This is a genomic window from Pseudomonas lurida, assembly GCF_013522705.1.
In the GTDB taxonomy this organism is placed as follows: domain Bacteria; phylum Pseudomonadota; class Gammaproteobacteria; order Pseudomonadales; family Pseudomonadaceae; genus Aquipseudomonas; species Aquipseudomonas quebecensis.
Genome location: NZ_JAAMRE010000006.1, coordinates 111,946 through 123,710 on the forward strand (window position 1 = coordinate 111,946; position 11,765 = coordinate 123,710).

Consider the following 11,765-nt stretch of genomic DNA (forward strand, 5'->3'; position numbering starts at 1 on the left):
ATGGCCTGGCAGGGAAGCCTTCACGGCTACCGCAGCTATGCGGACACTGAGGCGCTCGGCACAGCGCTGAGCGCCCTGGTGGCGCAGGGGGCGGATCAACTGCCCCTGCCCGGCAGCGGCCGCACCCTGGAGCGATTCAGGGCGCTGGCCGTCGTGGCCGGACACGACTTGCGCCTGTGCAAGTTGTTTGAAGGCCACACCGATGCCTTGGCAATCATGGCCGAACTCGACAGCCCGTCACCGCCCCGGGGAAGTACCTGGGGCACATGGGCCGCCGAGCCGCCCACGGCCAAGGTGCACGTTCAACACGACGGCCATCGTTTGCGGGTGCACGGGCGTAAAGCCTGGTGCTCCGGCGCGGCGGTGGTCAGTCATGGTTTATTGACCGCCTGGGATGAGCGAGGCCGCCAGCAATTGGTGGCGGTGCCTATGCAACAACCGGGCGTAAGCGTCACCCATGAAGGCTGGCACGCGGTGGGCATGGCCGCCACCGGCAGTGTCGAGGTGATCTTCGACAATGCCGGCGCTATGGCGGTGGGCGGTCCCGGTGACTACCTTGCCCGCCCCGGTTTCTGGCAAGGCGGAGTCGGCATCGCGGCGTGCTGGTACGGCGCGGCCCAACGCCTGGGCCAGGTGCTGCAACAGCACTGCGCCCGGCGCGCCGAGCCCCATGCCTTGGCGCACTTGGGCGCGGTGGACAGTGCGTTGCACGCCGCCGCCTGTGTATTGCGCGCGGCGGCCGAATGCATCGACCGCGAGCCCGGCGCCGATGCCAGGGAATTGGCCCGGCGCGCACGCGCCTGCATCGAAGACAGCGTCGAACAGGTGATGCGGCATGTCGGCCGCGCCGTGGGGGCCGGGCCGTACTGCCAGGACCTACACGTGGCGCAGTTGATGGCCGACCTGCCGGTCTACATCCGTCAGAGCCACGCCGAACGCGACCTGGCCGCCCTGGGCGAATGGGTCGCCGCCCAACCCACAGGCAGGTGGCAGCTATGAAAGCCAATCCTATCGTCGGCCAGGGCACGCCGCTGCAGCATTGGCAGACCTCACCGCGCATGGCGGCGCTGGCTACCATCAGCGTCGAAGCGTTGGTTCCCGAGGGGCATCGCGCGGTGATTATCGCGCCCCACCCCGATGACGAAGTGCTCGGCTGCGGCGGCCTGTTGCAAGGCCTGGCGGCGCTGGAGCGGCCCATCCTATTGATTTCGGTCACCGACGGCAGTGCCAGCCACCCCGGTTCCCAGCGCTGGCCGGTGGAGCGCCTGAGCGTGGTGCGCCCGCAGGAGTCGGCGCAGGCCCTGCATCGCCTGGGCGTGCCGCTGCACAGTCTCAAATGGTTGCGCGCCGGCTTCAGCGACAGCCAAGTGGCGGCGCGCGAGGACGAGCTGGCCGCGTTTATTCAGCGTTATGTGAAACCCACCGACGTGCTGTTCACCACTTGGCGCGAAGACGGCCATTGCGACCACGAAGCCGTCGGCCGTGCCAGCGCGCGGGCCGCCGAAGCGACTGGCGCGCGACTGTATGAACTGCCGGTGTGGACCTGGCACTGGGCAACCGCGGAAGACCGTATGGTGCCGTGGCATCGTGCGCGCAAGATCCCCCTCACCTGTGAAGCGGTGGCTCGCAAGCGCCACGCCATCCACGCATTCGCCAGCCAACTGGAAGGCGACCCGCAGATCGGCCTGCCGCCGGTGCTGGCGCCGTATGTGGTGGAGCGCCTGCTGCAACCTTTTGAAGTGGTATTCGTATGAGTGTGGCTACACCTTATTTCGACCAATTGTTCGCTGAAAACGATGACCCCTGGGCTTTTCGCCAGCGCTGGTACGAGCGGCGTAAACGCGCCCTGACCCTGGCGCTGCTGACCAAGCCACGCTACGCGTCGATCTTCGAGCCCGGCTGCGCCAATGGCGAGTTGAGCGTTGAACTGGCAGCGCGCTGCGATCGCCTGCTGTGCTGTGACACTGCGGCGGCGGCGGTCGCTCTGGCGCGCACGCGGCTGTTGGGCTGCCCCCATGCACAGGTGCGCCAGAGTCGATTGCCCGCGCAGTGGCCTGCCGGCCAGTACGAGCTGATTGTGCTCAGCGAGCTGTGCTATTACCTGGACGCCGACGACCTGGGCCGCCTGATCGAGCGCGCCCTCGCCTGCCTGAGCGCCGATGGGCAGATCCTGGCCTGCCACTGGCGCCCGCCCATCGAGGGTTGCCCGCAAACCGCCGAGCAGGTGCATGCCCTGCTGGAAGCGCGGCTGGGCATGCCGCGTATCGCCAGCCATCACGACCACGACTTTCTCCTTGACCTGTGGAGCCGCGACGGCACCTCGGTCGCCACCCTTGAGGGCCTGCGATGATCGGCATTCTGATTCCGGCGCACAACGAACAAGCGCTGTTGGCCGAGTGCCTGGACGCCGCGCTGAAAGCGGCCCGTCACCCCGATCTGCTGGGCGAAACGGTGCAGATCCTGGTCATGCTCGACAGTTGCAGCGATGGCAGCGCCGCGATTGTCCAGGCCTACCCGGTGCAGTGCCTGGAAGTTCAGGCACGCAATGTCGGGCACGCCCGGGGCGTCGGCGCGCGGCATCTGCTGGACCTGGGCGCGCGCTGGATCGCCTGCACCGATGCCGACAGCCGCGTGGCCCCGGACTGGCTGGTGGCACAGTTGGCGCTGGAAGCCGATGCGGTGTGCGGAACCGTCACGGTAGACGGCTGGAGCGAAGGGTTCGACCCCGCCGCGCAGATCCGCTACCACCAGGGCTACGAAGCGCGTGACGGTCATCGGCATATCCACGGCGCCAACCTGGGCGTGAGCGCCGACGCCTACATCCGTGCCGGTGGCTTTGAGCCCCTGGCCTGCCATGAAGATGTGCAACTGGTGCGTGACCTGGAGCGCTGCGGCGCATCGATTGCCTGGAGCCATCGTCCGCAGGTGATCACCAGCGCACGCCTGGAAGCCCGAGCCACGGGCGGTTTTGGCGATTACTTGAAAAGTCTGTTGGCCGGCGCTGAAAAAAACGCCGTGGCGCCACGGTAAAGCGCGGGATCCTTGTCTATGCTGAGGACGCCTTGCTGGTAATTCAGGGTTGAATTGCCATGCACCCATCACGGCGGAGTCCGTGGTGACTATAAGAGAGTCGTCCCGTCAACGGGGTACGACCGCGTCTCACTCGACAAGGATGTGACACCCATGAAGCCTGCCTCGCTGAGCGAAGGCCGTCGCGGCCCCGCCCAAATCTGGAACAGTGCGCCGCAACTGGCGCAAATCCCCCTTGTCGCCCCCACCGCCCTGGTACCACCCGGTGCGCGCGTGGTGGTGGTTGCGCCCCACCCTGGCGACGAAGTGCTCGCATGCGGGGGGCTGCTGCAACTGTTCAGTCAACTGGAACACCCTCTGCAACTGATCTCCATCACCGACGGCAGCGCCAGCCACCCAGGCTCCCTGGTCTGGCCGGCGAGCCGCCTGAGCGTGGTGCGCCCGCAGGAAAGCGCCGAAGCGCTGCGGCGCCTGGGCATGCCGTTGCACAGCCTGAAGTGGATTCGCGGCGGTTTCTGCGACAACGCGCTGGCGGGCCGCGAACCGCAGTTGAGCCAATTCATTGCGCGCTACCTGCACCCTGGCGACGTGGTGTTCACGACCTGGTGCAACGATGGCAACCGTGACCACGACGCCGTCGGCCGCGCCACGGCCACGGCCTGCGACCTGATAGGCGCACGACTGTATGAATTGCCGGTATGGGCCTGGCACGGCCCGGTCCGCCAGGCGGCGACAGTGCCTTGGCCGAGGGCGCGCAAAGTGCGCCTCGACACCTGGAGCGTGGCGCGCAAGCTTCACGCGGTACACGCTTATGCCAGCCAACTGGCCGGCGATCCGGAGATCGGCCTGGCGCCGATCCTTGCCCACGTGCTGCTGGAGCGCATGCGCGAGCCGTATGAAATCGTATTGATCTAAGCTCGTCTGTACCTGTTATTTCTGACAGTAGCGTGGGATTGCAAAGCTGACTACCGTTGAAAAAGCGCTGTGCCCCTTCAGGCGCAGTCGAGAAAGCCATGCCAACTCCCTGCATTGGCCGGTGTTTTCGAACAGGTAACCCGCACTCCCTGCTCCGTATCGCGCAACGCGTTGTCATGGTCTGGCCCGCACCCCCTGCCACGGGTGCTGGAGTAACCGAGCCTTTCAGCGAGGACGAATCATGCGTACACGGATGCTTCTTCTGCTGCACCTGCTTGCACTGGCGGCGACGCCATTGGCCTCTTACGGCGCATGCAGCATCAACAACACCCCCGGCAATGACACTTCCACCTGTGACAGCGGATCGACTCCCGGCTTCATCGACACCGGTGGCAATAACAGCCTCACGGTGAGCGGCACGGGCCAGGTGTCAGGGTCCGTGACCTTCGGTGCAGGCAACGATAGGACCGAGATCAACGGCCCGGGCGCCAAAATCGTTGGCGGACTGAGCCAAGGAGCGGGCATTGACGACTTCATCATGAGCAGCGGCGAAGTCAAGTTTGTGGATCAGGGTGACGGCCTGGATACCTTCAGGATGACAGGCGGTGTGATTGTCGATGAGTTCAGCGCCGGCGATTACGCCGTCATGACGGGAGGCACCATCGGCAACGTGAATATGAGGCTCGACGACAATACGTTTCTTATGTCCGGCGGCAAAATCCTGCGCAACCTTATCACCGGCTTCGGAACGGACTTGGTCAGACTCTCGGGCGACGCAGAAGTGGTGGGCAATATCAGCGTCAGCGGCGGCGACGATATCGTGGAAATCCTGGGCGGCAAGGTCGGGGGGAGCGTCCTGCTCAGCGCCGGCAAGGATAGGTTCCTCTGGTCCGGGGGTACGCTGGGGAAGCTCGTGGACGCTGGCTTGGATGACGATATTGCGGTGTTGCAAAACCTGCCCCTCACCAACGAGACGAAAACCACGCTGGACGGCGGCCTGGGCAACGATACGCTGATCTTCGATCACAGCCAGGTCAGCAACAATCCAAGCCAGTACGTGAACTGGGAAACCGTGAATTTGACCAACGGGACGACGCTTACCCTCGAGGGTAAATTCGTGCTGGGCGACAGCGCCTCGAACACCGGCACCCTGACCATTGATAAGACCAGTGCAATCCTGGCCGGCACGGGCTTCATCAACTCCCTTGGCGGTAAGCCAGTGACGCTGGACAACCAGGGCCTGATCGACATGACGGGCAATACCCGCGCCAGCGACTCACTGACCGTCAGCGGCACCTACAAAGGCAACGGCGGCCGGCTCGCGCTGCAAAGCGTGTTGGGCGCCGACGGTTCGGCCAGTGACAAACTGGTGGTCAACGGCGGCCCGATACAGGGCACTACGCCGATCGACATTAAGAACCTGAACGGTGCCGGCGCACAGACCGTGCAGAACGGCATCCTGGTGGTCGAGGCCATCAACAATGCCAGCGGCGCGGCCAGCGCATTCAGCCTCGGCAAGCCCGTGTCCGCCGGTGCGTACGACTACTACCTGTTCAAGGGCGGCGTCACAGCCGGCACCTCGGAAAACTTCTACCTGCGCTCGACCGTCCCGGCCAAACCGACCGACCCGGTCATCACCCCCGTGCCCACGCCCGACCCCGAGGGGCCGCCGCTGCCGCCCAACCCCGGCATCACGCCGCTGCCGATTTATCGGCCGGAAGTGTCGGTGTACGCGGTGCTGTTCCCTGCCGCCCAGCAGATGGTGCAGGACATGCTGGGTACCTACCACGAACGCATGGGTGACCAGAGCCAGCAACAGCAGACCGGCGCATTTCCGGCCGGCTGGGGCCGTGTGTATGGCAACAGCCGCCGCCAGGGCTTCGCCGGCACCGTCAGCCCGTCGCTGAACAGTTCCGTATCGGGCTTCCAGATAGGCAGCGATGTCTACGCAGGCCAGCTCGACAACGGCCTGCAGCACCGCGTGGGGTTCTTTGTCGGCCACAGCACCCTCAAAGGCAACGTCAAAGGGTTCAGCGATGCCCGGCTGGACCAGGACACGGGCAAGACGACCCTGCGCGGTGACAGCCTGGGCCTCTACTGGACGTTGATCGGCGCCAACCAGGCATACCTCGACCTGGTGCTGATGGGTACCCGCTTCGACGGTCACAACGAATCAGACCGTGGCGTGAAGATGAAAACCCGTGGGCATAACCTCACCGCTTCGGCCGAAGTCGGCTGGCCGCTGCCGATCAGCGACACCTGGGTGGTTGAACCGCAGGCTCAGGTCATCGTCGGCAAGACCCGGCTGGATCGGCAAAACGACGGCATCTCCGATGTGTCCTATGACGCCGATACCAGCCTCACCACGCGCCTGGGCGTGCGCCTGCGCGGCGACTATCAGGTCAGCGGCATGCCGTTGCAGCCCTATGCACGGGCCAACGTCTGGCACACCCGCGCCGGCCAGAACACCGTGCGGTTCGACGATGTCACCGACATCGACACCGAACAGAAGTCCACCACCCTGGGGCTGAGTGCCGGCGCCACGCTCAAGGTTGCCACGGACGTCAGCCTCTACAGCGAGGTGGGCTACAGCCGGAACCTGGACAGCAACACGTTTAATGGCCGCCAGGGCACGCTGGGCCTGAGAATGGAGTTCTAGCAAACCTGTGTATCGCAGTGTGTATACCGCCCACTGCGATACAAAACCTTTAACCCGGCGAGTTTTCCGAAACAGGCCAGATACAGCGCGGCGTTCAACTGGGTGCCAGGTATCCATCGCGCCGCAGGAGGCTCGCCATGCACAATCCATCGACACGCCGCTTCATACGTCATCCACTCGCCCTGGCCTTCGCGCTGTTGCCCTTGGGCATGGTCGGCCTGGCCCGGGCCGAAATGCCCGAGGTGAACACACCGATGCAAATCGCCCCGTCATCCGGGCTGGGCGCGCTCAAGCACATCAAGGCCGGCCTGCTGGATGTGGCCTACGCGGAGGTCGGCCCTGCCGACGGCCCGGTCGTAATCCTGCTGCATGGCTGGCCCTACGATATCGACAGCTATGCCCAGGTCGCGCCATTGCTCGCGGCCAAGGGTTACCGCGTACTGGTCCCCTACGCCCGCGGTTACGGCGGCACCCGGTTTCTGTCGGACGCGACCCCGCGCAACGGTCAACCGGCGGCGTTGGCCAGGGATGTGATCGACTTTATGGACGCGCTGAACATCCGGCGCGCGGTGCTCGGCGGCTATGACTGGGGCGCACGCTCAGCGGATATCGTCTCGGCGCTGTGGCCCGAACGCGTCAAGGCGCTGGTCTCGGTCAGCGGCTACCTGATCGGCAACCAGGCCGCCGGCCAGAACCCCCTGCCGCCCAAGGCTGAGCAGCAATGGTGGTATCAGTTCTACTTCGCCACCGAGCGCGGCGCCGCCGGTTATCGCAAGAACACTCACGATTTCGCCAAGCTGATCTGGCAGACCGCGTCGCCGAAGTGGGCCTTTGACGACGCCACCTTCGAACGCAGTGCCAAAGGCCTGGACAACCCCGATCACGTGGCCATCACCCTGTTCAACTACCGCTGGCGCCTGGGTCTGGTGAAGGGCGACGCCCACTACGAACCCCTGGAACAGCAACTGGCCAAAGCCCCTGCTATCCAGGTTCCTACCATCACCCTGGAAGGCGATGCCAACGGTGCTCCGCACCCGGCGCCCGAGGACTACGCCAAACGCTTTACCGGCAAATACCAGTTCCGCCTGATCAACGGCGGCATCGGCCACAACCTGCCGCAGGAAGCGCCCGAGGCATTTGCCAAGGCGGTAATCGACGCCGATCACTTGTGATGAAGCACCAATGGCTGGCGCCCTTTTCCCGTGGGTTGCAGGAGAAGCAGTATCCAGCGATGTGAAAAATTCGTTAACTAATTCTGCCCCAAGGCTTTTTCCTACAGACTCAATCTGCCAAACTCACGCGAATAATTCTCAACACCTTTATCATTAGCCACGGACGGCACGCGGGAGAGTCAGTTTCATGTCTGTGCAATCACCTGGCGGCAATGTTTTTTCACTCAGTCTGATGACCTTGGCGGTGTGCCTGGCCACCCCACACGCGGCGGTCGCCGCCGACACCCCGGCACCGGCCGCCACGCTGGAATTGGGCGCCACGCAGATCTCCGGCGAAGGCCAACTGGGTGAAACCACCGAAGGCACGCAGTCCTACACCACTGGCTCGATGAAGACCGCGACCAAGCTGCCGCTGACCCTGCGCGAAACCCCACAGGCGGTCACCGTGGTGACGCGTCAGCGCATGGACGACCAGGCGATGACCAGCATCAACGACGTGGTCAACGCCACGCCGGGCCTGTTCCTGAACTACTCCAACGGCCCTGGTCGGCAGTCCTACACCTCGCGTGGCTTCGATATCGATAACCTGATGTACGACGGTATCCCAAGTGGCTACAACGGTGCGTCGGTGGGCGCGCAGCCGAACCTGGCGATGTTCGACCGCGTCGAAGTGGTGCGCGGCGCCACCGGCCTGGTCACTGGCGCGGGCAACCCGTCAGCCGCCATCAATATGGTGCGCAAGCGCCCGCTGGATGAGCAGAAGGTCACCCTCACCGGCGCCGCCGGCAGCTGGGACGATTATCGCGGTGAACTCGACGCCTCCAGCCCGCTCAACGACAGCGGCACCCTGCGCGGCCGAGTGGTGACGTCCTACCGTGATGCCAACAGTTTTATCGACAAAGCCGAAAACAGTCATGGTCTGTTCTACGCCGTCACCGAAGCCGATCTGAGTGAAGACACCACCCTGACCCTGGGTTTCTCCAATCAGAAGGATAAGACCAACTACTTCTGGGGCGCCTCGATGATCGGCCAGGACGGCCACCACCTGGATCTGTCGCGGTCTTACAACCCCGGCACCGACTGGGAAAACAAGGATCAGGAAATCAACACAGTCTTCGCCGAACTGCGCCAGCGCCTGGCCAATGACTGGAGTCTGCAGGTCAACGCCAACTACGCCGAACAAAACGCATTGTTCTCCGGTTCGTATCAGTCGCGCTGGGTCAACAACACCCTGGCACGCACGGTGTACCAGGCCAAGTACGATGAAAACCAGGCCGGGGTCGACGCCTTCGTCAGCGGCCCGTTCCAGGCATTCGGGCGCAGCCATGAACTGGTGGTCGGCGCGAGCAAGCGCATCTACGACATGACCACCCACAACTACAGCCCCTACGACACCAACTGGCCGCTGACGGCGGGCAAACCGGACTTCGTGCACACCAACAACGAGCGCGAAGTCACCACTCAGGACAGCGTCTACGTCACCACCCGCCTGAGCCTGGCCGACCCGTTGAAGTTGATCCTCGGCGGGCGCCTGGACTGGTACGACTACGATAACCGCGATGGCGACGGCGACTACCACGTCACCCGCAACCTCACCCGCTACGCCGGCCTGATCTACGAGCTGGACGATAACCACTCGGTGTACGTCAGCTACAGCGACATCTTCACCCCGCAAAAAGAAAAGGACACCGGCGCCGCGCCGCTCAAGCCTATCGTCGGCAAGAACTATGAGGTCGGCATCAAGGGCGAATACCTGGGCGGTGCGTTGAACGCCAGCGTCGCGCTGTTCCGCATCGACCAGGAGAACCGCGGTGTGCAGGTGGTGGCACCGAACTGCCCGCAGGCCTCATGCTACGAAGCCTCCGGTGAGATCCGCAGCCAGGGCATCGACTTCGAACTGCAGGGCGCATTGACCGAAAACTGGCAGGTCGGCGGTGGCTACACCTACGCACGCACCCACACCATCAAGGACGACGCCAAACCGCAGTTGGTCAACAAGCAGTTCGATACCGACGTCCCGGAACACCTGTTCAAGTTGACCACCCGCTACAACTTCCAGGGCCCACTGGAAAAACTGCGGGTGGGCGGCAACATCTCCTGGCAGAGCCGCCTGTACAACGACATCGCGTTGGCCGACGGCAGCACCTACCGCCTGCAACAAGGCGCCTACGCCGTCACCGACCTGATGGCCGGCTACAAGGTCAACGACCACCTCGACCTGCAGGTCAACGCCAACAACATCTTCGATCGTCGCTATTACTCCACCATCGCCAACTCGGCGAGCTATGGCGGCGACGCCTACGGCAACCCGCGCAACATGATGCTGACGGCCAAATACAGCTTCTGAGGTTCCAGGCAACGCGCGCCGGCGGACACTACCGCCGGCGCTAGTGCTGACGGCGGCAACGCATCAGCGTTGCCCGCACCACCAGCTTGTGAAACGGGCGAATCAGCACAATGTAGACACGCCCCAGTCGATTGTGGGTGTGCACCGCCGTCGTGGCGATCAGGACTTCACCCTGCTCGTCGCGCCGTCGAAGCAGCGAAAGACGAAAATCCAGGTGGCTGTCATTTTCCCCCAGCACCATCTCGTCAGCGCTTTGCTCAAGCACCGGGAAAAAGTCGATATGGGCTTTATCGGAATGCGCGCGTCGCACCTCGCCGGAGGTCCGTACGCCCAACGGCCCCATCACACCATCGCGGATCGCTATCAGCACCTTGAACCACACAGGCGGCGAACCCAAGGCGCGTACGGCGAGGTCATTGATAGAGACGTCAGCCGCCTCGATAGGAACGACAAAACTGTCAAGCAACTGCGCGTTCGCGTACCAGTCACGGATCAGGCTTTCTGGCGGTGGATCGATAGGCCGGGCAAGCATCGTCATGTGAGGGGGTTCCCTGAATGAATGCAGCTGAGTCGTGAGACTGGTCGGCTGTCAGGCCACCATCGGGGGCAAGCCCCCTCCCACATTCAAAACGTTATCGATCGACCTGCTTGGCATCGATAAACGGCACCGTACTGTTTGGCAACATGGTGGTCGGCAGTACGCCGTTCCAGCGCTCGGCCTTGGTCAGCTCGATCAGGTTCTGGTTGCTGGCCAGGGCCTTGGCGCGGGCCTGGATCGCGTCGGCTTCGGCGTTGCCGCGCAAGCGCGTGGACTCGGCATCCGCCTTGGCCTGGGCCAATTGCGAGTCGGCCTCGGCTTGGGCCTGGGTCACCCGGATCTGCGCCTGCACCTGCTCGGTCTGCAGCATTTGCTCGCGAGTTTTGACTTCCACTTCGGCCTTCATGCGCAAGGCAATCGAACGCTCGTAGTCATCGCTGAAGTCGATGTTTTCGATCTGTACGCTGTCGATCACCACTGGCCCAACCACCGAATCGCGGATGGCCTTGGTCACATCCGCGACAAACTTGCCACGATTCTGCACCGCCGACACCGCGTTGTACTGGCCGAACACGTTTTCCACCTGGGTCGGCACCTGACGGGCGATCAGGCGGTCACGCACGCCATCCAAGTCCTTGTAACTGGTGTACACCTTGGCGACATCGCTGGTAGGAATGTGCCAGGAAACCGAGACCTGCAACTTGGCGGTCTGCTGGTCCTTGCTGTACGCCTGGAGGTTGGCGTACTGGGTAGCCTGGCTTTGAATGCTGATAAACCGCACCGACTCAATGAACGGCAGCTTGAACGACAAGCCCGGCTCCACCACGCCTATCATCGCACCGTTACGCAACAGCACACCCCGCTCGGTCTCATCAACCGTGAACCAACTGGTGGCCAGAGACACCACCACGACCAAACCCACCGCTGCAGCGGCATAGGTAACCATTTTATTCTTCATCGAAACGTCGCGTCCCTTCGTTAAGTTGGCGGCACGATACCCTGAACCGCGTCCCAGGTGGGGTGATAAGTACGCGGACGTTGCAGTACTGATAGGGACGTCACAGTCCAACTGCCGGGCGACGGTCAAAGAAGCCTGCATAGCGC

At 63.6% G+C, this 11,765-nt stretch carries 10 protein-coding genes; 8 read left to right on the plus strand and 2 right to left on the minus strand.

The window, feature by feature from the left end:
- From G7025_RS07585 to G7025_RS07620, 8 genes are all read left to right on the plus strand, one after another.
- The gene (locus G7025_RS07585) at positions 1 to 999 is read left to right on the plus strand and encodes an acyl-CoA dehydrogenase family protein (protein WP_181077818.1); all 999 of its coding nucleotides are present in this window, start codon (positions 1 to 3) and stop codon (positions 997 to 999) included.
- Positions 996 to 1,754, plus strand: a complete 759-nt coding sequence (locus G7025_RS07590; RefSeq protein WP_181077820.1) for a PIG-L deacetylase family protein — start codon at positions 996 to 998, stop codon at positions 1,752 to 1,754. The genes G7025_RS07585 and G7025_RS07590 overlap by 4 nt, the downstream gene beginning before the upstream one ends.
- Positions 1,751 to 2,350 (plus strand): SAM-dependent methyltransferase, encoded by a 600-nt coding sequence (locus tag G7025_RS07595; RefSeq protein ID WP_181077822.1) that lies wholly within the window; start codon positions 1,751 to 1,753, stop codon positions 2,348 to 2,350. The genes G7025_RS07590 and G7025_RS07595 overlap by 4 nt, the downstream gene beginning before the upstream one ends.
- On the plus strand, positions 2,347 to 3,030 hold the full coding sequence (locus tag G7025_RS07600) for a glycosyltransferase (protein ID WP_181077824.1): 684 nt from the start codon (positions 2,347 to 2,349) through the stop codon (positions 3,028 to 3,030). The genes G7025_RS07595 and G7025_RS07600 overlap by 4 nt, the downstream gene beginning before the upstream one ends.
- Before the next feature lie 153 nt (positions 3,031 to 3,183).
- A complete protein-coding gene (locus G7025_RS07605; protein ID WP_181077826.1) occupies positions 3,184 to 3,945 on the plus strand; it encodes a PIG-L deacetylase family protein in 762 nt (253 codons plus the stop codon).
- A 241-nt stretch (positions 3,946 to 4,186) separates the two neighbouring features.
- Positions 4,187 to 6,604 carry an autotransporter family protein gene (locus tag G7025_RS07610; RefSeq protein WP_181077828.1) on the plus strand — a complete coding sequence of 806 codons (2,418 nt, stop codon included), beginning with the start codon at positions 4,187 to 4,189 and terminating at the stop codon, positions 6,602 to 6,604.
- A gap of 137 nt (positions 6,605 to 6,741) precedes the next feature.
- On the plus strand, positions 6,742 to 7,776 hold the full coding sequence (locus G7025_RS07615; RefSeq protein ID WP_181077830.1) for an alpha/beta fold hydrolase: 1,035 nt from the start codon (positions 6,742 to 6,744) through the stop codon (positions 7,774 to 7,776).
- A gap of 187 nt (positions 7,777 to 7,963) precedes the next feature.
- Positions 7,964 to 10,123: a TonB-dependent siderophore receptor gene (locus tag G7025_RS07620; RefSeq protein ID WP_181077832.1), complete on the plus strand. Its 2,160-nt coding sequence runs from the start codon at positions 7,964 to 7,966 to the stop codon at positions 10,121 to 10,123.
- 40 nt (positions 10,124 to 10,163) lie between these two features.
- On the opposite strand, the gene G7025_RS07625 is transcribed toward G7025_RS07620, so the two are convergent.
- Complete coding sequence (locus tag G7025_RS07625) at positions 10,164 to 10,661, minus strand: DUF2867 domain-containing protein (RefSeq protein WP_219855203.1); 498 nt, start codon at positions 10,659 to 10,661, stop codon at positions 10,164 to 10,166.
- 94 nt (positions 10,662 to 10,755) lie between these two features.
- Positions 10,756 to 11,607 carry a prohibitin family protein gene (locus G7025_RS07630; protein ID WP_375139324.1) on the minus strand — a complete coding sequence of 284 codons (852 nt, stop codon included), beginning with the start codon at positions 11,605 to 11,607 and terminating at the stop codon, positions 10,756 to 10,758.
- Positions 11,608 to 11,765 lie beyond the last annotated feature (158 nt).

Excerpts from the sequence above, each read along its gene's own strand:
- G7025_RS07610 (WP_181077828.1), top strand. The coding sequence starts at position 4,187 with ATGCGTACACGGATGCTTCTTCTGCTGCACCTGCTTGCACTGGCGGCG.
- G7025_RS07585 (WP_181077818.1), top strand. The coding sequence starts at position 1 with ATGGCCTGGCAGGGAAGCCTTCACGGCTACCGCAGCTATGCGGACACT.
- G7025_RS07605 (WP_181077826.1), top strand. The coding sequence starts at position 3,184 with ATGAAGCCTGCCTCGCTGAGCGAAGGCCGTCGCGGCCCCGCCCAAATC.
- G7025_RS07625 (WP_219855203.1), bottom strand. The coding sequence starts at position 10,661 with ATGACGATGCTTGCCCGGCCTATCGATCCACCGCCAGAAAGCCTGATC.
- G7025_RS07600 (WP_181077824.1), top strand. The coding sequence starts at position 2,347 with ATGATCGGCATTCTGATTCCGGCGCACAACGAACAAGCGCTGTTGGCC.
- G7025_RS07590 (WP_181077820.1), top strand. The coding sequence starts at position 996 with ATGAAAGCCAATCCTATCGTCGGCCAGGGCACGCCGCTGCAGCATTGG.
- G7025_RS07630 (WP_375139324.1), bottom strand. The coding sequence starts at position 11,607 with ATGGTTACCTATGCCGCTGCAGCGGTGGGTTTGGTCGTGGTGGTGTCT.
- G7025_RS07620 (WP_181077832.1), top strand. The coding sequence starts at position 7,964 with ATGTCTGTGCAATCACCTGGCGGCAATGTTTTTTCACTCAGTCTGATG.
- G7025_RS07595 (WP_181077822.1), top strand. The coding sequence starts at position 1,751 with ATGAGTGTGGCTACACCTTATTTCGACCAATTGTTCGCTGAAAACGAT.
- G7025_RS07615 (WP_181077830.1), top strand. The coding sequence starts at position 6,742 with ATGCACAATCCATCGACACGCCGCTTCATACGTCATCCACTCGCCCTG.